Below are 20,676 nucleotides of genomic sequence, written 5' to 3'. Positions count from 1 at the left end.
GAGCTACGTCGGCAGCGTCAAAGAGGTGTTCCTGGGCTTGGCGCTGCTGCTGATCGGCGTCGTGCTGTTCGTCTACCGCAAACTCGTCCAGGACAAGGTACCGCTGACCCTGCGCGAACCCGCCGAGGATCGGCCGGCACCAGCACTCCCGCAGACCTCGGAGACGAGATGAGTGAAAACTCGGACCAACGGTATCGGGATTTGGTGCGGTGGGCATATCTCGGGGAGGAGTTCGGGGCCGCCTTCCTCGCGGATCTGATCGCCGCCGACGCCCACCCCGATCACCGGCCGGACCTGCTCTCGCTGTATCAACTCGAGGAATCGACCCGACGTCGCCTTGCCGGTCACCTCGACCTCGCGACGGTCGACACGCACCGAATCCGACAGCGCTCCGCCGCCTATGATTTCGCGCAAACAATCGTCGGAGAGTCCTGGGCAGGGTTCATGCACGAGACCACCCGCATCGCACGCGAGGCATTGCCGCAGTTCGAGCAGCTCCTCGCACTGGCACCATCAGAGGCCACCGTCGACATGCAGGTGGTGTTCGACCACGAACACACCCTGCTCGCCTTCGCCGAACACCAACTCTCGGGCCGCGGCGACGGAGGCATCCTCGCATCGCACTTGCACACCTACGGGGCAGGCGTCACCGGCCCCGGCACCGCGTAGCGGCTGGACGGCACGCATGCATTGACCGACTTCCCGTCCCCAGATGAAAAGGAACCGTATGTGTCTCACCAGCCGCGCTCCCTACGGGCTGCCCCGTCGATCCGTCTTGGCCGGCACACTGGGCGTCATAGGAGCCGCCACCCTCGCGGCCTGCTCGTCTACAGACGAGCCGAGTACCCCAGGTGCGGCCACCGCGAGCCCGGTAACCGGTGACGTCGACACGACCCGACCTCACGTCATCTTGCTAGGCACCGCGGGCGGGCCAGCGTGGTACGCCAAGCAGAATGCGACCGGGATATCGACAGCAGTCGTCGTCGGGGACGCGGTCTATGTCGTCGATACCGGTGACCGTGCCGCCGAACAGTTCTTCAGGGCCAACCCCACGGGGGAGGCCCCGGACGAGCAATTCTCGACTCTCCGTGGCCTGTTCGTCACCCACTTGCACTCCGACCACACCATCGACTACTTCAAGATGTTCAACTACGGTTGGTGGGCTGGACTACAAAAGATCACCCGACCGGTAGAGGTTATCGGACCAGGCCGCCGCACTTCGCTGACCACCGCATACCAGGGCAGCCAACCTCCACCACCGGCAAGCCCTGCTAATCCGATGCCCGGCCTTACCGACATGACGAACTCCCTCTTCGACGCGTACGCCACCGACATTAACGACCGCGTCCGAGATAACAGGTTCACCGATCTGCGGAGCCTGATCAACGTCCACGACATCGCCATTCCCGGCTTCGACCCGGCAATCGAAACGCTCGAGACGATGCCCGACATGAACCCGTTTCCGGTGTACGAGGATGATCGGGTCCAGGTCACTGCCACCCTGGTCAACCATTTCCCCGTCTTTCCCGCCTTCGCGTACCGCTTCGACACCGACGACGGGTCGGTCGTAATCTCCGGAGACACCGGCAAGTCGACAAATCTTGCGCGGATGGCTGCCGACACCGACCTCCTCCTGCATGAGGTAATCGACACCAGCTGGATCGACGAGCTGTACGCCGACAACGAAGCGCTTCGTCACCATCTCATGACCTCACATATGCCTTCCACCGAACTCGGTCAGTTCGCCGACGCACTCGGGGCACGCCAACTCGCGCTTCACCACCTCGTTCCCGCTGAGCCCCCCGTCGAACGCTGGCAGAGAGCCCAGGAAAATTTCACCGGCACCTTCCACATCGGCACCGACCTCGCCGCGATCAACTTGCGCGGATAGCCTCCGAAGCACACCACCTCTCGCAACGTCAGCACCCTGGAGCCCCTCAGATGAAGTCCGCGTACGTCAACGGACGGTTTTACACCGTCGATTCACAACGGCCATGGGCCGAGGCCGTCCTCGTCCAAGACGGCACGTTCACCGCGATCGGAACTACCGAGCAAATCCTCACCGCCGCAGGAACCGCCGCGGAGATCGTCGACCTCGGCGGCCGGATGGTCATGCCCGGAATCCACGACGCCCACACCCACCTGCTCTTCAGTGGGTTGAAGCATCGATTCCAGGGTCGGATCGACCCTACCGGCACCGTGCAACAGATGCTCGACAGCCTCGCCGCGTGCAGCTGCCACGGCCCGGCTCGCGACGGGCAGCCATCATGGATCATCGCAGGCGAGTACGCCCCCGACTTCTTCGGACACACCCCGGACCGCGCCCACCTCGATACCCGGTTCCCCGATCAACCGGTCTTCCTCTACGACTACACCATTCATCACGGACTGGCGAACACCAAAGCCCTCGAACTGGCCGGACTTACCGACACCACCGCTGACCCCAACCACGGGCGCTACGTGCGGCGCGAGCAGACCGGTGAACTGACCGGTGAGATGGTCGAACAAGCCCGCTGGCCGGTGTTGCGCGCCATCCCCGACTACACCGACGACATATACCGCCAAGCGCTCGAGTGGGCGGTGGCCACCTGTCATCGATTCGGAATCACCTCGGTTCAGGAAGCCTCGGCCTCACCGCAGGAACTGCGGGTCCTTACGGCCATGGACGGAACCGGCACCCTCGACCTGAACATCGCCGCGCATCTGGTCTGGCGGGAAGAAGGATTCGGCGGGGCAAGCCGCGCAGAACTCGACGAGCTGATCGATCGCCACGACAGCGTCGCCTCGCCACACGTCGACACCCGATTCGTCAAGATCTGGCTCGACGGCGCACCCCTGCCCCCACATATGACGCAGGCAGATCTCACCGCTGACGGCGACATCGACTCCACCCACCTCCTCGTCCCCTCAGACGAGTTACGCGAGGCGATCACCCGCTTCGACCGCGACGGCTTGACCGTGAAGATCCACTGCGCCGGCGAAGGGTCGGTACGTGCAGCCCTTGACGCCTACGAAAGTGTACGCGCAGAGAATCCCACGAGCACTACCCAACACGAGATCGCCCACTGCACCTACATTCACAAGGACGATCTGGAGCGATTCCGGGAACTGAACGTGGTCGCCGAGATGTCTCCGGCTATCTGGCACATTCCCGAGTACGGGCTCGACCAGGGATTCAAGTTCGCCTCCGTCCACAAAGCGGATGCCACCATGACCGTCGGGTCAGACTGGATCATCACCCCCGACCCGAACCTGTTTCCTGCCGTGCAGGGCATGCTCGACCGCGGTGACGAATCCATCTCCATCGAGACAGCCATCGAAGCCCTCACCCGCATCGGCGCCCGCGCCGTCGGCCGCGAGCACCTCCAAGGCTCGATCGAAGTAGGCAAACGTGCCGACTTCATCGTCCTCGACCGCAATCTCCTCGAGATTGACCTCCACGAAATCCACGCCACCCAGGTCGTGTCCACGGTCTTCGAAGGACGCACCGCATACATCTCAGACGACGCCGCCCTCTGACGAAAGGACCACGTAACGTGCACTCCGCGACGGACATCATCCTCGGTCTCTACGACGCGTGGCACGCCCGCGACCGACAAGCCTGGGTAGACGCATTCTCGCCCAGCGCATCCTGGACGAACATTCCCACCGGCGAAACCTTCACCGGTCCAGTGGGTATGGCCACCAACTACCAGAACTGGGACGGACCCTTCCCTGAGGGACGTTGCGAGAACTTAACCGTCCACGCCGGCGCTGACCTTGTCGTGGCCGAGTTCATCGCCTCCGGCACTCACACTGGGATATTGACGACCCCGGACGGCCCGATCCCTGCGACCGGACGCACCCTGTCGGTGCCGTTCTGCGACGTCCACGACGTCACCAACGGCGCCATCACGACCACCCGCCGCTACTGGGACCAACTGGCCGTATTGAACCAACTCGGTCTTCTCTGACTCATTTGTCAAACGCTTAAGAGCGTGTCTCATGTGGATGAAGTGACATCTGGTGCATGATGTGACTTGTGGTAGATGAGTTGTCTCCGCGGTTGGTGCCGGATGCGTTGTGGGAGATCGTCGAACCGTTGCTGCCGCCGCTTCGTCTCTCGCCCGCAGGGAGGTGGCAGCGCTCCGGTGGATGACCGGGCGGTGTTCACCGCGATCGTGTACGTGCTGACCAGTGGATGTGCGTGGCGCCATCTGCCGCCGTCGTTCGGGGTCACCGTTCCTACCGCGCACCGCCGGTTCACTACGTGGGTGGCGGCGGGGGTTTTCGAGAGACTGCGTGGTGAGGTGCTCGACCGACTCGGTGGGGCCGGCGAACTGGACTGGTCGGCAGCGATCCTGGACGCGGCGAGCGTCCGGGCGAAAAGACATCCCAGGAGCTTGGGATGTCAAGCGGCAGCCTTCTCGACGTGATGCGCCCATGCCGTCGCTTCGTCGTAACGGGTGCGGGTCTTGAGGGATCCGTGCAGGATGCCGACGAGCCGGTTGGCGAGCTGCCGCAGGGCAGGGCCGTGATCGAGACCGCGGTCGCGTTGTTTGTCGTAGTAGGCGCGGGCGCCGGGAGAAGCCTGCAGGGCCGAGAACGCCTGCGAGCTCAGCGCATCGACGAGCCGATCGTTGTGGACGAACCGGGCCGCGACGACCTTCTTTTTGCCGGAGGCGCGGGTGATCGGACTGGTGGCGGCATAGTTCTTGCGGGCCTTCGCGGTGGCATACCGTTCGGGGTCGTCGCCGAACTCACCGAGTACCCGGGGGCCGAGCGGAGTGCCCATCCCGGGCTGGGACAGGATGATCTCAGCGTCCGGGTGCCGGCCAAAATGTGCATCTACCTGCCCTTGCAACGCCTTGATCTCGTGATTGAGAGTGCTCAACACGGCGACGGCGGAGCGGGTGGTGGCCGTGTAGGCGGTAGTGATCACCGCCGCCCGGCCCAGGTGTTCGCCGCGCAGAGCAGCCTGGATCCGATCGGTCTTGGTCTCGATGTCGTGTCGGCGGGCGTTCCGCAGCGCCGCAGCGATCTGACCGCGTGTCAGTCGCGCCGCCGAGGCCGGGTCCGGAGCCTTCCCGAGCAGCTCGAGGGCATCGACGGCGTCGAGGTCGTCGAACGCCTCCAACGCGGCAGGGAAGTACTCGCGCAGCGCGTGCCGCAGCCGCCGGGTGTGGCGGGTGCGTTCCCAGATCAGGGTCTTGTGCGCGCGGGCCACGACCTTGATCGCCTCGGCCTCGGGACTGTCGCCGGTAACCGGCCGCAACTGGTGCGAATCGGTGCGCACCATGTCGGCCAGCATGTGGGCGTCGGCGGCGTCGCTCTTCGCGCCCGAAACACCGCTGCGCTCCCGAAACCGAGCTGCCTGCAACGGATTTACCGCGAATACTGTGTAGCCGGCGGCCACCAGCGCCGCAACCCACGGGCCGCGGTCGGTCTCGATTCCAATCGCCACCTCGGACTCGTCGACATTGTCGCTGAGTTGGTCGCCGATCATCGCGTGCAACCGCGCGATCCCGGCCACCCCTTCCGGTAGCCGCGCCTTGCTGAGCCTGCGCCCGGCCGAGTCCATCAGCTCGACATCATGATGTTCTTCCGACCAGTCATCTCCGACGAACAACCGCACTGAGCTTCTCCCATCGTCCTCGACCTCGACCACATTCGGCAGCGTGCGGAAGAACCATCAGCGCCCTGATATGGGATCGACTTTGTCAAGGGGGGCAGGGAGAAGCGGCGCCCATGACCGTCGCCGCGGACGCCGCTTCATTTTGGCCGAATGACCGGGGGAGGTGGTGGCGAGCGTGTCTGTATCGACGCGCGGTCACTCTGACCCGAAAATTGGATGGTGAGTGGGCAGGCCGAAGGCACCCGGCGGAGCCGGGTTATGTTGTTCTGCCGCGTTAGGTTTGGGGTCAGGCCGCGGTGTCAGTGATGACGGCTTTGCCGTCGCGGATGGCGATGTGCTGGCCGGTGAGTACCTGGAGCTGGGTGGCGAGGTCGCGGGCGCGGCGGTGCTTGTTGATCCGGGATTCGTAGTATCCGGGCCCGAGGTCGCAGAATTTGGCGTCTGGGTCCGAGAGCAGGTGGTAGATGACGGTGAGTACCGAGTTGCCGGTGGCCACGATCGCCTTCTGCTTGCCGCGACGTCGGGCTAGGCGCCGATAGCGGGTGCCCAGGAACGTGTCGGCGCGGGAGTTGGCGAACGCGATGCGGCCAAGCGTGCCGGCCAGCCATGGGTTGCCCTTGCCGCGGCCCTTGCTCATGGACTTGCCGGCGGACTGGTGGGTCTGCGGGCAGAACTTCGCCCACGACACAAGGTGCGCGGCGGACGGGAATCGGGTCATGTCGACCCCCGTCTCGGCGATCAACTCGGCGGCGGCAACGGTGTTCACGCCGACGATGTCAGCGAGGCGGGTTGCCTGTCGGGAGAAAGGGCTGATCGCGTCCTCGATCAGCGCGTCGAGTGCGGCGATCTGGGCGCCGATCCGGTCGCTGTTGTCGAGCATCATCTTCAGAATCGTCGCGTGGTGGTCGGTGAAGAATCCGCGCAGCGCCTCTTCGAGCTGGTCGGTCTTCTTCCGTGCACCGCTCTTGGCCAGCCGGGCCAGTGTCCGCGGATCCCGCTCTCCGGCGATCAGGGCGTGCATCATCGCCCGTCCGGATACGCCGTGCAGGTCCGAGAGCACCGATGAGATCTTGATCTGGGCGTCCTCGAGCAGCTTCTCGACCCGTTGCTGCTCGCGGGTGCGGTCCTGCACCAGGGCACGGCGGTAGCGGGTGAGGTCGCGTAGCCGGCGGATCTCGGGCGGCTGCACCAGCGACGGCCGGCACATGCCACGCTCGACCACCTTCGCCAGCCAGACCGCTTCGGCCCGGTCGGTTTTCGCCCTGCCGGGCACGTTCTTCACCTCGCGGGCGTTGACCAGCCAGCAGTCGAAGCCCTCGGCTTCGAGAAGGTAGTACACGCCCTTCCAGTAGGTGCTGGTGGATTCCATTACCACCCGCTGCACGTGCCAGTGCCGCAACCAGGCCACCATCGCCAACAGCTGTGCGGTGGTCGTGCCGTAACCGCGCAGCTCCTGCATTCGCCGACCGGGCCGCTGCGGGTGCGGCACCCGCACACACGCCTCCAGCACGGCTTTGCCGAGATCCAGCGCCGCGACCCGTTCCACCAACAGTTCGACATCGTCGACCTCATCCATGACGAAGATCCTTCCCACGAAACCGATGCATGAACGCGGTCGCCCGCAGGAGCCGAACAGGGAAAGAAAAGAGTCGGACCCTCGTGCTCGTGGCAACAATGCGCAGCCCCACCATCGGCTCCCCGGATCAAACTGATATTCGGGCTCACCGGCGCCAAAGAGTGATTGACCTCGGCGAGCGACCGCACCCGATTTTCCCGCATGCGCGGGCGTCCCCGGAAGGGGACCACATAACTGATATACGCGGGTTGGCTACCGCAGGACGGACTGTTCGGCTGGAGTGGTTCGCGGGTCTAATGGCGAGCGTGATCCCAACGCACAGTTGAGGATTGCTCATAGGGCGCTCGCGGGTCACTCCCAGGCGCTGCCGTCACCACCACGGAGGGTCGTCCGGACATCTGTCGGGCGCCTCGGGAATTCCTCCGGTCCCGGGCCTGTCGGATCGTCACGAGTCGGTGAGGCAGGGTGGAGTCCCCGCAGCGCAGCGAGGAGAACCGACCTTGCCGTCCGGCGAGTGACGATCAGGATCAGGGTACCGAGGAATGCTCGTGGCGCCCGTCCGCCTCAGTCGTCGAGGACGGCCAGTGACCAACACCAACCGGCGAGTTCCCGGGCGATCGCGGTGTTGGCCACTGCCGGTCGCTTGTGCCGCTGATCGAAGTCGTTCCACCGGGCGTGCAGGCGCCGGTTACCCTGCTGACCGCGGGCGCGGGCCGCCGGGCCGGCGTGGTCCCATCGCCGCCGCAGAGCCACCCCGGGACGATACGGGCGACGGTGTTGCCAGGCGGCCTCGATCAGCAGTCGGCGCGCGTGCCCGTTTCCAGTCTTGGTGATCGCTCCCTGCGACCGCATCGCGCCCGACGACGATTCGCTGGGCACCAGCCCCAGGTAGGCGCCGATCGAGCGGCCGGTGAGCCGCTGCCAGTCGCCGATCTCGACGGCCAACGCGAACACGGTCAGCGCCGCGACCCCGCGCAGGCACCCGAGCCGGGTCACCACCGGGGTGTAGATACTTGTCGCTGCCATCTCGGCGATCGCCGCATCCAGCCGATCCCGCCGGTCCACCGCCGCGAGCATGGTGTCGTAGGCGGTCTCGTACGCCAGCTGCAGACCGGGCGCATCGAAGTGCTGGGTGCGCAGCCAGGTGTCGTGCACCTTCGTCCACGCGTGGCCGCCGTAGTAGACGATCCCTTGCCGCAGAAGTAGTTTCGACACCCGATGCCGGGCCGACATCAGATCCCCACGACAGTCCTCACGGGCGCGCACCAGATCCCGGGCCGCCTCCTGCTCGACGCTGGGCACCGCCACCTCGACAATCTGACCGAGGTGCAGCAGACGAGCCAGATGCCGCGCGTCGCGCGCGTCGGTTTTGACCCGATCTCCGGGCGGGCGCTGCAGCTTCGACGGTGCCGCGACCAGGCACTCGATGCCCGCCGCGGTCAGTGACCTGGCCAGCCCGAAGCCGGTCGGCCCGGCCTCGTAGGTCACCGCCACCGGCGTCGGTAGGGACCTGCTCCAGCCCACGATTTCACGGTGATCCGGTGTCAATCTTCGCTCGAACAGCTCACCGGTTCGCCCGTCGAGGCCGCAGGCGACCACCGATCGTGCGTGCACATCCAATCCAATGCTCGTACGCTGATTCATCGCTGGGGCCTCCCACATCTTGTGGCTCTACCGGCCAGGACCCGTTTCCTGTCGGCAACCCACGTTCACATGTGCGTGGGCCTCAGCCCAGCCCCTCATATCGTCTAATGCGCCGATCTGACTTCGACGAAGGCGTCCGCGCGGTGATCGAGGGTCGAACTCCTCAGTGGAGCGACGAGCCACCCCAAACCCCGATACCGACCTGAATCACGGTACGAATCAGCTCGCTCCGGGCCCCGGGTCAGCCGGTCGGCGCGGGCAACCCCCAATCCTGGTGGACAGCGTCGATCGCGGTGCCCCGGCGACGGTAAGTACCCTCACCGGTAGCCTTCTGCGGTTCATCCGGTGCCGGACGGGCGTTTTACTCCTGCGGGGCTGCGTCGTCGGGACGGCCGGGCCAGACGCGTTCCGCAAGTGTCAGAACCGGAGGCAGGGCCGGGTTGTCCGAGGTCGGGCGCCACGCCATGCGCAGATGGATCGGCAGGGTCTCGTCGAGCACCCGCAGGAAGTGCACATGCGGGTCCGTCACGTTCTCCGCGACTGACGACACCGTCAGGGAGCATCCGACTTCGGCGCCCACCAGCGCCATGGCGGTCCACGAATCGGGTGCCCTTTGCACGATGTCGGGATCGAATCCCGCCCCCAGGCTCAGCCTGCGCAACCGGTCGCCCAGTACCGAGCCTTCGTGCGGGGGCAGGGCCACGAACGGTTCTCCGGCAAGCTCCGCCATGTGCACTTCCTTTTTCGAGGCGAGCGGGTGGGATGCCGGGACGGCCACGACGAGGTGTTCGTCGACGATGATGCGGGACCGGACACCGGCGGGCACGAAATCCCACCGGCCGAGGCTGACGTCGACCTCGCCCCGGAGAACCCGGGCGAGCGCGGGGAGCGCGAAATCCTGGCTGTAGAGCCGAAATTCGATGCCGGGGTGGGCCTTCCTGACCTCCCGGGCCAGCACTCCCACGAGTACGTGGGTCGATGCACCGGCGTAGGCGAACGTGACAGTGCCTGCCTCCCCGCGATCGGCGGCCAGCACGGTGGCGCGGGCCCTCTGCTCGGCGGCGAGCATCTCCTGGGCGGGTGCCACCAGCGCCGCTCCGGCCACGGTCAACCGGACGCTGCGTGTGCTCCGGATGAAGAGGTCGGTTCCGAGGTCGCGCTCGAGTTGTCGCACTATCCGGCTGACCGGTGGCTGCGCGAGGTGTAGTCGCTCGGCCGCCCGCCCGAAATGTAGTTCCTCCGCCACTGCGAGGAACACCCGAAGTTGTTGGAAATCCACACCGCTATTATTTCATTAAATGAAATAGTAGCGCCATCAGTAAGTATTGGACGCGGCGTAATGGCGGTGGGATGGTGGAGAGAATCTCCCTGAAGGAAGAGGATTCATGACAACGCACTGCACCACAGCCCCCTCCGACCCGCGGACGGCTGAAGACGGGCAACCGGGCAGCGAGCATCGGGATGCTTTCGGCCGCAACGCAAGCGGTCCGTTGGCCGGAATCGTTGTCGCCGACTTCAGCCGGGTCCTGGCCGGGCCCTACTGCACCATGCTTCTGGCAGACATGGGCGCCACCGTCATCAAGGTGGAGGGCCCGTCCGGTGATGAAACCCGTGCGTGGAAACCGCCGGTCTTCGACGGTCAGTCCACGTACTACCTGTCGATCAACCGGAACAAGAGGTCGATCGCGTTGGACTTCGGCGACCCCGACGATCTCGAGACGGCCCGCGGTATTGCCGAGAGTGCCGACGTCGTCGTCGAGAACTTCAAGCCTGGCGGACTGGACCGCTTCGGCCTCGACTACGCGTCCATTGCGGAACGCAACCCCGCTGTCGTGTATGCGTCGATTACCGGATTCGGCTCGGCCGGAGGTGCCGCCCTGCCCGGATACGACCTGCTCGTCCAGGCGATGTCCGGGATGATGAGCCTCACCGGGGATCCGGATCTCCCCGCCTACCGCTCCGGCGTCGCGGTCTTCGACGTCATCACCGGACTCCATGCCGCCATCGGAGTCCTCTCCGCGCTGCACGAACGCGGCCGCAGTGGCCGGGGCCAGCGCATCGAAGTGAACCTCATGTCCTCGGCACTGTCAGGCATGGTCAATCAGACCGCCGGGTTCCTGCTCAGCGGGAATGTGCCCACCCGTATGGGTAACGAGCATCCCAGCATCTATCCCTACGAGCCGCTGCCCACCGCGGACGGCGACATCGTCCTGGCCATCGGCAACGACCGGCAATTCCGCACTCTGTGCGACGTCATCGGTGCGCCCGAGCTGGCAACGGACCCCAGGTTTGCGACACCACCAGACCGCAGCCACAACCGTTCGGCGCTGCGCCCCATCCTGCAGGAACTGCTGGCCGCCAAGCCCGCGTCCGAATGGTTCGACATCTTCACCGAGGCACGGTTGCCGTGTGCCCCGATCAACGATGTTCGCGGCGGATTCGAATTCGCGGAGCGCCTCGGGCTGGAACCCGTCGTGGCGGTGGGCGACGGTGAAGAATCTCTTCCCGGGGTGCGCAACCCGATCACATTCTCGGCGACGCCGGCCAGCTACGACCTCGTGCCGCCCGGCATCGACGCCGACCGGGGTGACATCCTCGAGTGGCTGCACGCGGCCGCTTCACGAAGCTAGCCCCGAACCAGTAACCCATCCATGGGAGCGGTGAGAGAGGACTCATCCGTGACCACCACACCGAACCGCGCCGCCGCGATCTCCGACTACTTCCATCTCGACGACGAGCTGACCCCGGAGGAGCTGGCGATCCGCGACAAGGTTCGCGAGTTCGCCGAACAGCGGGTCCTTCCCATCATCAATGGCTATTGGGAGAAGGCCGAGTTCCCCTACGAATTGCTGCCTCCGCTGGCCGAGCTCGGCATCATCGGAACGACCATCCAGGGCTACGGGTGCCCGGGGATGAGCCGGAAGGCCGCGGGCATGGTCGCCCGGGAGATGGCCAGGGCCGACGGGAGCATCAACACCTTCCTTGGTGTGCACTCCAACCTGTGCATGGGAGCGTTGAACCTGCTCGGCAGCGCCGAACAGCGGCAGCGCTGGCTGCCTGCCCTGGCCGGGCTCGAAACGACGGGTGCGTTCGCGTTGACTGAACCGGACCACGGATCCGATTCGGTCGCACTGGAAACCAGCGCCCGCCGCGGCGGTGACACGTGGGTGATCGACGGCCACAAGCGCTGGATCGGCAACGGACACGCGGCGGATGTGGTCGTACTGTTCGCCCGCAACACCGAGGACGGCGAGGTCAGCGCGTTCGTCGTCGAGAAGGACGGGAACGGCAACCACCCGGCCGGCTACAACCCGACCGTCATCACCGGCAAGATCGGCAAACGCGCAATTCTGCAGGCTGACATCGTTATCGAGAACATGCGTATCCCCGAGGCCGACCGGCTGGAGAACTGCAGGTCCTTCGCGGACGTCTCCCGTGTCCTGCAGGCCACCCGCGGCGGCGCTGCGTGGGAGGCCGTCGGCCACGCCATGGCCTGCTTCGAGATCGCCGCCGACTACGCCGCCGAGCGGGTGCAGTTCGGCAATCCGATCGCCGGCTACCAGCTGGTCCAGGCCCGTCTCGCCAACATGCTCAGCGAGCTGACCGCGATGCAGCTGATGTGTAACCGCATGGCGGAACTGGCCGACAAGGGTGCGCTGACCAACGCCATGGCATCCCTGGTCAAAATGGCCACCGCGCAGAAGGGCAAGTGGATTTGTAGCGAGGCGCGTGACCTACTCGCCGGCAACGGCCTGCTGCTCGAGAACCACGTCGCGCGGCACCTGACCGATATGGAGGTCGTGTCCACCCACGAGGGGACGGACTCGATTCAGGCACTTCTCGTGGGTCGCGACATCACCGGCATCTCAGCCTTCCACTGATCGTCTCCGCGCCCGCCCCTGGGTGAGCTCGGCCGGATGACCAGTGACGGCACTGCCTTCTCCAGGACAGCAGCAAACCTCCATCAAACCCAGGCTTTCGCCAGCGCCGTGTAGCCGTCGTCGATCAGTACGTCGTCGGTGTCCTTCAAGGACGTCAGTCGCGGGTCCTCGGCGGCAGCGCGGTCGAGGACGCTGAGGTGGTGGGTGAGTTCGTAGCTGAGTTCGACGCGCGCCCTGCGTCCGGCCGGAGTGAATGCTGTGCCGTCCGCATTGTGGCCCTCGACGGCGGCGATAGCGGTTCCCACCCGGGCGTTTTGGGCGCGCAGGAGACGTTCGGGGAACCGGTAGCTGGTGGCCCAGGTGATGGCCACGGCGATGGCAACTCCGAGGAGGGTGCCGAGCAGCCGATCCATGAGCAGCCCTGAGGGGGTACCGCCCTGGCCGGTGGCTTCGATGGCGAGCAGCGACATAGGGGTCACGAGGATGAGGGCGAGGAAGTAGTTGAACGGGACGAGAAGGTCTTGTCCGATCACGCAGACGACGATGATCGCCACGGCCCACCAGGGGCCGGGGTCGAGGACCACGACGAGCGCGACGACGAAGAGTCCGACGATCGTGCCGACCGCGCGGTGGGCAGCCCGCAGCGTGGTGGCACGGCGACCGGTCCATTGATGCAGCACGAGTGCGGCCGTGAGGATCGCCCAGTAGGGGTGTCCGATGCCCGCCAGTTCGCTGGCGACGCCGGCGACCCCTGCGGCCAGGCCGATTCTCCACGCCGTGAACCAGGCGACCGAGTCCCGGCGCAGGGCATGGGCCAGCAGGAAGGAGAGGCTGGGTCGGCCGAGCAGCAGCGGGGTGTCGGGAGAGAGCGTGCGCACCTGGCCGGGAACGTGGGAACTTTCCAGGACGCCGACGGCCAGGTCCCGGTTGACGGTGAGGAGTTCGCCTTCGCGGTGGTGATGGCCGCGGCCAGCGGTGGCTGGGTGGGCGGAGTTCAATGTCAGCCAGGCACGGTTCACGGCGGCATATGCACTGGCCAGGAGTCTGCGGGACCGCTCGGCAGCAGGAGCGGTACCGGATGCGTTCGAGGCGGCGGCGCGGTAGCGCTCGACGGCGCGCCGGGCGTCGGCAATCGCACGGCGCTCCGGGCGGTGCGGGTCGGTGACGAGGACGAGCAGCGTCAGGCAGCCGGCGAACAGGGCGGCAAAGGCCGTGATTCCGACGATTTTCCATCCGAGATGCGGGTCCATGCCGAAATAGGTGCCGAGGACGGCACCGTAGAACAGAAGAAGGGGACCGGGCCCCGGGTCAGCAGGAATGCGTGGTAGGTAACGGCGGCGGTCAGGATGAGCAGCACGATCGCCGGGATGGTCGCCCACCGATAGGGGGCGACGATGACGCCGAGGCCCATCGCGACGCTCATCGTCGAGGCGATCAGCAGCCCATTGCGCACCCGCGCCCACAGCGGCCTCTCGGCCTCCCACAGAGCGAGCATCGAGCCGAACAGGGAGATCGCACCCAGCTGTGGCCCGAACAGCAGGCAGGAGACCACCACCGTCACGGAGGAGATGCTGCCCGCTTGCAGGGACGGGGCGATGGTTCCCCGCGCGCCGCGCAAGGCGAAGAAATCAACGAACCAGGGGCGCATGCGGTGGCGGGTTGCGCGCAGGGGCAGGAGCACCCGGGAATCCTTTCGAGTTGGACGAGCCGACGTTCTCCGCGAGCAGTCCGGCCAGGCCTCGCGCACCCACGGCGACCCGGCCCGTCGCCTGGTGCGTGCTCGCAAGGCGAGGGCGGTGGGCCTTTAGAGGAATGTCATCGACGCCGGACCGAGCAGTGGTGACGCGGGTACAGTTTCACCGTCCCGCACACGGCTCATGCCTGGGGATCGGCGCCGAGCAGCGCTCTCGCCTGAAGGATCGCCTGTTCGACGTCGTCGTCGAGATTTGCGGCGGGCAGTGAACCGAGTTCGCCGCGGAGCAGTCCGACGTCCTTGAGCAGCAGGTCGTACTGGACGTCGACGAGGTTGTCACTCATCCAGCTCTGGCCGGTCGACACGCCGATCACCTCGAAAAGGCCCTTGGCCGGTACCCCGTGTTCGGCTGCGAGGTTGAGCATCCGTGCGGTGGCGGCCAGGTTGTAGGTGGCCAGCGCATTGTTGAGGAGTTTCACCAGGGCCGGCTGCCCGTAGGACTCCATCGAAAAGACGCGGCCGGAGATGTCGGCCAGCAGCCGGTCCTCCGCTGGGACGGTGCCGGGTCCGGCGAGGAAGATGGTCATCGAGCCTTGGCGGGCACCCTGGGGGCCACCCGAGACAGGGGCCTCGAAGACGCGCCAGTTGTCCGGGGCCGAGGACATGATCTTCCGGGCGTCCGCGGGCGCGAGCGTGGTGTGGACGAAGACGGTCAGCGGCCGCGCGGTGTGGTCCTGGAGCGCGGTGAACACGGACGAGACCTGGTCCGCCAGCCGCACCGCGACGTGGACGCTGTCAACGGACGGCCAGTCGAGTGCCGCCAGGTCGCTGCCGGCCGGCGACGCGGTCTCCTCCGACCACTCGCGGACGCGCTCGGTGTTGAAGTCGTAGCCGTACACCTGCTGCCCCAGTTGGGCGAGATGTGCGCCGATGTTTCCGCCGATGGGTCCGAGTCCGATTACCAAGTGCATGAGCGTTCCTCGAGTGTGAGAGAGAAGGTTGTGAGAGAAGATGCCGGACCGGCATGGCGAGTCATCGAGCTGTCGGCGGGTTCGGCGGGCGTCAGAGGACGCCGGGTGGGGCGAAATCGGTTCAGTCCGTGGGGGACTCCGCGTCGAGACCCCGCTCTGCCATGACCTGCTTGACGAGGGTCAGGCCGTTGAGCACGCGCGGGAATCCGACGTAGGGGATGCACTGGATCAGGGCACCGACAATCTTTTCCTTGGTCAGGCCCACGTTGAACCCGGTGTTGATGTGCAACTTCAACTGGGGTTCGGTGCCCAGGGCGACCAGCGTGGAGATGGTCACCATCGTCTGCTCCTGCTGGGTCAGGCTGGTTCGGGAGTAGATGTCCCCGAAGGCGAAGGAGACGATGTAGTCGGACAGGTCGGCGTCCAGGCTCTTGTAGGACTCCACGAGCTTGACGTGGTCGAAGGTGTTGGTGTGCTCGGGGGAGACGAGCTCCATCATGCGGTCGAGGCCGCGCTGGTAGCGATCTGTGGTCATGGGGATATTCCTCTTCGATTTGCCGGTAGGCGACGAGTCGTAGCGTAGAAAACGCTACGTTGCGTATCGATGGTAGCATTTGCCGGCGGACAATTGAAAGGGCGGCCGAAGTGAACATCTCGAAGGCGGGCGACGACGGAACACCCCGGAGTGCAGGATCCGGGCACGACGAGCGGCGCGCCCGGACGCAACGAGCGGTCCTCGACGCCACACGGGAATTGCTCGCGGAGAACGGATTCGGCAACCTGACGGTCGAAGGCGTGGCGGCCCGGTCGGGAGTAGCGAAGACCACGATCTACCGCCGGTACCGGTCCAAGAACGATCTGGCACTGGCTGTCCTGCTGGACATGGTCGATGAGGTGAGCACCCAGCCGTATGCCGCGGACACGTGGTCCGAACTGGTGAGCCTGGTCGACCGGACCGTCGAGCTCATGTGCACCTCTCTGATGGGCCTGGTCATGAAGGGTCTGGTGTCGGAGGTCGCTGCGGATCCCGAGCTCGCACGTGTCTACCGGGACCGGGTGGTGAGCCACCGGTTGGCGGATGTGAGCGCGCTGGTGGAACGCGGCATCTCCAGAGGAGAGTTGAGGGCTGACCTCGACTCCGAAATGGTCACCGATCTGTTGCTCGGCCCCATCTATTACCGGTTCTTCCTGAGTGGCGCGGCCATGGACGACGGTTTCGGGCAACGGCTGGTCACCACACTGCGCCCCTCTTTCGCATCCTGATCTGGGGCAGTCCAGAACGGCCGCAGTGCACCGCTCCTCGGCTGATGCCACCCGAGGTGCGGTGCACTGATCAAGCAAAGCCGCTCCTATTGAGCGATGTAGCCGCCGTCGACGACGACTTCGGACCCGGTCATGAACGACGATTCCTCCGAGGCCAGGAACAGCACCACGGTGGAGACCTCCTCCGGCTGGGCCGCGCGGCCCAGGATGGTGGTGCCCAGGAGAGCCTTCTCCCCTTCGGGTCGGCCAGGATGTCGTGTGTCATCGCCGTCGCAATGACCCCGGGTGCACAGAGTTCACGCGAATCCCGAACTCTTGCAGGTCCACTGCAGCGGCCTTCGTCAGAGTCCGCACGGCACCCTTCGATGCCTCGTAGGCGGCCGCATTGGGCGCGCCGATGATCCCGTACATCGACGAGATGTTGACGATCGACGGCGCCTTCGACTCTTTCATCGCAGGGATGATCGTCTTGCAGCCCAGGTACGTGCCCTTGGCGTTGACCGCGAAGATGCGGTCCCACACGTCTTCCTCGGTGTCCTGCAGTGACGTGAAGGCGAGGATGCCCGCATTGTTCACCAGGATGTCGACGCGGCCGTGGGACTCGACGGCATGGTCGACGACTACCTTCCAGTCGGCCGAACTCGAGACGTCGTGCTGCACGAAAGACGCAGTTCCGCCGTCCTTCTCGATCAGCTTGACGGTCTCCCTGCCACCCTCGACGTCGATGTCGGTGACGACGACGGCGGCACCCTCTTCCGCCAACAGCTGGGCGTGCGTGCGTCCCATGCCTGTGGCACCACCGGTCACGACGGCGATTTTGCCTTCAACACGCTTGGTCATTTCGTTCCCTTCGGATTTCGAACCAGCTTCTTGTTGGCGAATTCGTTGAGGCCGAACTTGGCGAGCTCGCGGCCGAACCCCGACCCCTTGACGCCGCCGAACGGCAGGTCCGGTGAACTCTTGCTGGTGCCGTTGATCCACACCATGCCGGTCTCGAGCTCCTCGGCCACGCGGTCTGCTTTTTCCGGGTCCGAGGTGAACACGCTGGACGAGAGGCCGAACGGGGAGTCGTTAGCCAGGTCGATCGCCTCGTCCATCGACCCGACGCGGTACACGACCGCCACCGGACCGAACAACTCCTCACTGAACGCACGCATCTCACGCGTGACACCCGCCAGGACGGTGGGCGGGTAATACGCCCCGGGCCCCTCCGGCCGGTTACCGCCCAAGAGGGCCTCGGCTCCACGGGAGATCGCGTCCTGGACAAGCTCGTCCAGTTCCTCGACCCCCGCGTTCGATGCCATCGGTCCGAGCTTCGTGTCGGGGCTGGTCGGGTCGCCGGGCTGCCAGCCGGCCATCCCGTGGACGAACTTGCCAACGAACTCCTCGTACACGCGTTCCTCGACGAGGAACCGCTTCGACGCGGTGCAGGCCTGCCCGCCGTTACCGAGCCGCCCGACGACCGCGGCGGCCGCCGCCGCGTCGACATCGGCGTCGTCGAGCACGAGGAACGGGTCCGAGCCGCCGAGTTCGAGCACGCATTTCTTCATGTGCCGGCCGGCGACCTCGCCGACGGCTGACCCGGCCTTCTCGGATCCGGTCAGCGACACACCCTGGACACGGGAATCCGCAACGGTATTCGCGACTTGCGCGGAGGAGATGAAGGCGTTGAGGTACACACCCGCGGGCACACCGGCCTCGGCCAGCACCCGTTCGATGGCGAGGGCTGACTGCGGGCAGTTCCGCGCGTGCTTGAGGATGATCGTGTTGCCCAGGGCGATGTTCGGGGCGGCGAAACGGGCTACCTGGTAGTAGGGGTAGTTCCACGGCATGACCCCGACGAGCGGGCCGATCGGCTCGGTGCGGACGACGGCCGGGCCCGGCCCTGTGATGTCGAGGGGTTCGTCCGCGATGTACTCCTCGACATGGTCGGCGTAGTACTGGTAGATCGAGGCGACCAGCGCCACCTCACCTTTGGCCTGCGCGATCGGCTTGCCCATTTCCAGGGTGAGGATCTTCGCCAGCTCTTCGGCCTGCTCGCGGTGGATCTCGGCGGCCCGGGTGAGGACGGCGCGGCGCTGCTCCAACGGCGTGGTGCGCCAGGAACGGTAGGCGGTCGTGCTGCGTCCGATGAGAGCGTCCAGCTCCGCATCCGAGATCTCCGAGTACTGGGCGATCTGATCCCCGGTGACCGGGTCGATGGTGGTGTACACACCCATGGGTGGTTCTCCTGTGTGGTTGAGACGGGGGCCGGGTGCCATCGGTCCGGTGGCACCCGGCGGTCCTCGACGAGGACTGTGGCGTCAGGCCGGGATGGTGTCGGCTGATTTCAGCGCGAAGCCGCGGTAGTCGTTGGCGGTGACGTCGGCGAGGACGGTCCGGTAGTTGCCGAGCCCGCCGAGGTAGAACAGGACGCTGGGCTTCTTGCCCGGGATGTTCGCGCCGAAGATCCACGAGTCGACCTTGGTGAATACCGTCATGTTGGCGATCTCGGTGCAGGTCTCGGTCCATTCGGCCTCGGCCTCCGGCGTTGGCTCGATCGCCTGGAGCCCGGTGCGTTCGGCATAACCGATGGTGTCGCTGATCCACTCGACCTGGGTCTCGATGCTCGGCGGCAGGTTCGTGAACGGGCCGTTGGGGCCCAGCACCATGAACCAGTTGGGGAAGTTCGCGGTGGAGATGCCCAGGTAGCTGGTGGGCTGTCCGTTCCAGTGGTCGTTGATGTTGAGGCCGCCGCGGCCGCGGATCTCCATGCGCCGGTAGTTGCCGTCCACGGCGTCGAAGCCGGTGGCGAATACGAGCACGTCCAGCTCGTGCAGGACCCCGTCCTCGGTGACCACACCCTTGGCGGTGACCTCGCGGATCGGATTCTCTTTGATAGCGACGGCTTCCACGTTCGGCCGGTTGAAGACCTGGTAATAGCCGTCGTCACAGAGCGGGCGCCGGGCGAACAGGCCGGTCGGCATCAGTTTGCGGGCCGTCTCCGGGTCCTCGATCGTCTCGGCGATCTTGGACCGGATGAACGACGCGGCGGTCTCGTTGGCCTCCTCGTCGGTGGCGATGTCACAGAAGGTGGCGAACATGAACCGGAAACCGCCGCCGTGCTGCCAGGCCTCCTCGTAGACGCGGTTGCGCTCCTCCTCGGAGACGCTCATCGCCGGCACGGCAGACTCCTCGAAGCCGAAGGCCACCGACGAACCCTTGACCTGCGTCCAGATCCCCTCGTACTCCGCCTTGACCGCATCGATCTGCTCCGCGGTCACGGGGCGCTTACCAACCGGAACGGAGTACTGCGGGGTCCGGACGAACACGGTCAGGTGCTCGACCTCCGGTGCCAGGGCCGTGATGACCTGCTGGCCGGTGGAACCGGTGCCGATCACCCCGACGCGGCGGCCCGCGAGGTCCTTGCCCTCCGGCCAGGCGGCGGTGTGGATGGTCTCGCCCTCGAACGTGTCCAGACCCGGCAGGTTCGGGAGATTGATCGCCGAGAGCAGTCCGACGGCGTTGATCACGTAGGTGGCCCGGTACACGTCACCGGTATCGGTGGTGACCTCCCACAGTTCCTTATCGTCCAGGTAGATCGCGGAGGTGACCTCGGTGCCGAACCGGAAGTGGCGGCGCAGGTCGAAACGGTCGACGACACCCTCGAGGTACTCGAGGATCTCGGGCTGGGTGATGTATGTGTGCTTCCACGTGCCGTCCTGCAGCAAATCCTCGTCGAAGGAGAAGCGGTAGACGTGGCTTTCTGTGTCGGAGAGGGCACCCGGGTAGCGGTTCCAGTACCACGTGCCGCCGGGACCGTCCGCCTTGTCGAAACCCACTGTGGTGAGACCGAGTTCGTTGTGCAGCTTGTGGACGGCATAGATGCCGCCGAAACCAGCGCCGATGACAACGGCGTCGACGATGTGGGGAGTGGTCTGTGCAGACATGGCGAACTCCTGTGTCGTTCAGATGCAGAGGAAGAAGATGCGGTGAAAGCGAAGGGGCGCGGGTGGACCACGCGAACACCGGACCGCCCGGGAGGGGGTCACGGG

At 65.8% G+C, this 20,676-nt stretch carries 19 protein-coding genes and 1 pseudogene; 8 read left to right on the top strand and 12 right to left on the bottom strand.

Going from position 1 to position 20,676, the window contains the following annotated elements:
• Positions 1-168: 168 nt before the first annotated feature.
• From G9373_RS40170 to G9373_RS40150, 5 genes and pseudogenes are all read left to right on the top strand, one after another.
• Positions 169-669 (top strand): hypothetical protein, encoded by a 501-nt coding sequence (locus G9373_RS40170; protein ID WP_167120540.1) that lies wholly within the window; start codon positions 169-171, stop codon positions 667-669.
• Positions 670-727: 58 nt separating this feature from the next.
• Positions 728-1,891 carry an MBL fold metallo-hydrolase gene (locus tag G9373_RS40165; protein ID WP_167120538.1) on the top strand — a complete coding sequence of 388 codons (1,164 nt, stop codon included), beginning with the start codon at positions 728-730 and terminating at the stop codon, positions 1,889-1,891.
• 50 nt (positions 1,892-1,941) lie between these two features.
• On the top strand, positions 1,942-3,519 hold the full coding sequence (locus G9373_RS40160) for an amidohydrolase (protein ID WP_167120536.1): 1,578 nt from the start codon (positions 1,942-1,944) through the stop codon (positions 3,517-3,519).
• Positions 3,520-3,536: 17 nt separating this feature from the next.
• Complete coding sequence (locus G9373_RS40155; RefSeq protein WP_167120533.1) at positions 3,537-3,953, top strand: nuclear transport factor 2 family protein; 417 nt, start codon at positions 3,537-3,539, stop codon at positions 3,951-3,953.
• A 68-nt stretch (positions 3,954-4,021) separates the two neighbouring features.
• A pseudogene (locus G9373_RS40150) lies at positions 4,022-4,370 on the top strand (transposase); the annotation flags it as partial.
• A gap of 20 nt (positions 4,371-4,390) precedes the next feature.
• Here G9373_RS40150 and G9373_RS40145 read toward each other — a convergent pair.
• The 4 genes from G9373_RS40145 to G9373_RS40130 form a co-directional block, all read right to left on the bottom strand.
• The gene (locus G9373_RS40145; RefSeq protein ID WP_167120531.1) at positions 4,391-5,614 is read right to left on the bottom strand and encodes an IS110 family transposase; all 1,224 of its coding nucleotides are present in this window, start codon (positions 5,612-5,614) and stop codon (positions 4,391-4,393) included.
• Between the two features lie 286 nt (positions 5,615-5,900).
• Entirely contained in the window at positions 5,901-7,190 is a 1,290-nt protein-coding gene (locus G9373_RS40140) for an IS110 family transposase (protein ID WP_167120529.1), read from the bottom strand.
• 564 nt (positions 7,191-7,754) lie between these two features.
• Positions 7,755-8,834 (bottom strand): IS110 family transposase, encoded by a 1,080-nt coding sequence (locus G9373_RS40135; protein WP_240961003.1) that lies wholly within the window; start codon positions 8,832-8,834, stop codon positions 7,755-7,757.
• 361 nt (positions 8,835-9,195) lie between these two features.
• Positions 9,196-10,113, bottom strand: coding sequence for a LysR substrate-binding domain-containing protein (locus tag G9373_RS40130; RefSeq protein ID WP_167120525.1), 918 nt, complete (start codon positions 10,111-10,113; stop codon positions 9,196-9,198).
• A gap of 106 nt (positions 10,114-10,219) precedes the next feature.
• Between G9373_RS40130 and G9373_RS40125 the strand changes: the two genes are divergently transcribed.
• Together G9373_RS40125 and G9373_RS40120 are read left to right on the top strand one after the other, a co-directional pair.
• The gene (locus G9373_RS40125; protein WP_167120523.1) at positions 10,220-11,464 is read left to right on the top strand and encodes a CoA transferase; all 1,245 of its coding nucleotides are present in this window, start codon (positions 10,220-10,222) and stop codon (positions 11,462-11,464) included.
• Between the two features lie 48 nt (positions 11,465-11,512).
• Positions 11,513-12,715 (top strand): acyl-CoA dehydrogenase family protein, encoded by a 1,203-nt coding sequence (locus G9373_RS40120; RefSeq protein ID WP_346842908.1) that lies wholly within the window; start codon positions 11,513-11,515, stop codon positions 12,713-12,715.
• Between the two features lie 83 nt (positions 12,716-12,798).
• Here G9373_RS40120 and G9373_RS40115 read toward each other — a convergent pair whose 3' ends face one another.
• The 4 genes from G9373_RS40115 to G9373_RS40100 form a co-directional block, all read right to left on the bottom strand.
• On the bottom strand, positions 12,799-13,965 hold the full coding sequence (locus tag G9373_RS40115; RefSeq protein WP_167120519.1) for an FUSC family protein: 1,167 nt from the start codon (positions 13,963-13,965) through the stop codon (positions 12,799-12,801).
• Positions 13,896-14,396 carry a hypothetical protein gene (locus tag G9373_RS40110; RefSeq protein ID WP_167120517.1) on the bottom strand — a complete coding sequence of 167 codons (501 nt, stop codon included), beginning with the start codon at positions 14,394-14,396 and terminating at the stop codon, positions 13,896-13,898. Before G9373_RS40110 ends, G9373_RS40115 begins: the two co-directional genes overlap by 70 nt.
• Before the next feature lie 194 nt (positions 14,397-14,590).
• Positions 14,591-15,379, bottom strand: coding sequence for an NAD(P)-binding domain-containing protein (locus tag G9373_RS40105; RefSeq protein WP_167120515.1), 789 nt, complete (start codon positions 15,377-15,379; stop codon positions 14,591-14,593).
• Between the two features lie 121 nt (positions 15,380-15,500).
• Entirely contained in the window at positions 15,501-15,914 is a 414-nt protein-coding gene (locus tag G9373_RS40100) for a carboxymuconolactone decarboxylase family protein (protein WP_061043212.1), read from the bottom strand.
• Between the two features lie 110 nt (positions 15,915-16,024).
• Between G9373_RS40100 and G9373_RS40095 the strand changes: the two genes are divergently transcribed.
• Entirely contained in the window at positions 16,025-16,642 is a 618-nt protein-coding gene (locus G9373_RS40095) for a TetR/AcrR family transcriptional regulator (RefSeq protein WP_167120513.1), read from the top strand.
• An 86-nt stretch (positions 16,643-16,728) separates the two neighbouring features.
• On the opposite strand, the gene G9373_RS47975 is transcribed toward G9373_RS40095, so the two are convergent.
• The 4 genes from G9373_RS47975 to G9373_RS40080 form a co-directional block, all read right to left on the bottom strand.
• The gene (locus G9373_RS47975) at positions 16,729-16,848 is read right to left on the bottom strand and encodes an SDR family oxidoreductase (protein WP_277346736.1); all 120 of its coding nucleotides are present in this window, start codon (positions 16,846-16,848) and stop codon (positions 16,729-16,731) included.
• A gap of 55 nt (positions 16,849-16,903) precedes the next feature.
• A complete protein-coding gene (locus G9373_RS40090; RefSeq protein WP_277346735.1) occupies positions 16,904-17,482 on the bottom strand; it encodes an SDR family NAD(P)-dependent oxidoreductase in 579 nt (192 codons plus the stop codon).
• Positions 17,479-18,861, bottom strand: coding sequence for an NAD-dependent succinate-semialdehyde dehydrogenase (locus G9373_RS40085; protein WP_167120511.1), 1,383 nt, complete (start codon positions 18,859-18,861; stop codon positions 17,479-17,481). The genes G9373_RS40090 and G9373_RS40085 overlap by 4 nt, the downstream gene beginning before the upstream one ends.
• A gap of 84 nt (positions 18,862-18,945) precedes the next feature.
• Positions 18,946-20,571 (bottom strand): NAD(P)/FAD-dependent oxidoreductase, encoded by a 1,626-nt coding sequence (locus G9373_RS40080; RefSeq protein ID WP_167120509.1) that lies wholly within the window; start codon positions 20,569-20,571, stop codon positions 18,946-18,948.
• Positions 20,572-20,676 lie beyond the last annotated feature (105 nt).

It is taken from the genome of Rhodococcus sp. A14, from assembly GCF_011603105.1.
GTDB lineage: Bacteria > Actinomycetota > Actinomycetes > Mycobacteriales > Mycobacteriaceae > Rhodococcus_F > Rhodococcus_F opacus.
The sequence above is the reverse complement of the archived record's forward strand: the minus strand, read 5'-3'. Positions and strand labels throughout refer to the sequence as shown.

What these genes read in the sequence shown, in the direction of transcription:
- G9373_RS40170 (WP_167120540.1), top strand. Translation starts at nt 169, where the DNA reads ATGAGTGAAAACTCGGACCAACGGTATCGGGATTTGGTGCGGTGGGCA.
- G9373_RS40165 (WP_167120538.1), top strand. Translation starts at nt 728, where the DNA reads ATGTGTCTCACCAGCCGCGCTCCCTACGGGCTGCCCCGTCGATCCGTC.
- G9373_RS40160 (WP_167120536.1), top strand. Translation starts at nt 1,942, where the DNA reads ATGAAGTCCGCGTACGTCAACGGACGGTTTTACACCGTCGATTCACAA.
- G9373_RS40140 (WP_167120529.1), bottom strand. Translation starts at nt 7,190, where the DNA reads ATGGATGAGGTCGACGATGTCGAACTGTTGGTGGAACGGGTCGCGGCG.
- G9373_RS40135 (WP_240961003.1), bottom strand. Translation starts at nt 8,834, where the DNA reads ATGAATCAGCGTACGAGCATTGGATTGGATGTGCACGCACGATCGGTG.
- G9373_RS40125 (WP_167120523.1), top strand. Translation starts at nt 10,220, where the DNA reads ATGACAACGCACTGCACCACAGCCCCCTCCGACCCGCGGACGGCTGAA.
- G9373_RS40115 (WP_167120519.1), bottom strand. Translation starts at nt 13,965, where the DNA reads ATGGACCCGCATCTCGGATGGAAAATCGTCGGAATCACGGCCTTTGCC.
- G9373_RS40105 (WP_167120515.1), bottom strand. Translation starts at nt 15,379, where the DNA reads ATGCACTTGGTAATCGGACTCGGACCCATCGGCGGAAACATCGGCGCA.
- G9373_RS40100 (WP_061043212.1), bottom strand. Translation starts at nt 15,914, where the DNA reads ATGACCACAGATCGCTACCAGCGCGGCCTCGACCGCATGATGGAGCTC.
- G9373_RS40090 (WP_277346735.1), bottom strand. Translation starts at nt 17,482, where the DNA reads ATGACCAAGCGTGTTGAAGGCAAAATCGCCGTCGTGACCGGTGGTGCC.
- G9373_RS40085 (WP_167120511.1), bottom strand. Translation starts at nt 18,861, where the DNA reads ATGGGTGTGTACACCACCATCGACCCGGTCACCGGGGATCAGATCGCC.
- G9373_RS40080 (WP_167120509.1), bottom strand. Translation starts at nt 20,571, where the DNA reads ATGTCTGCACAGACCACTCCCCACATCGTCGACGCCGTTGTCATCGGC.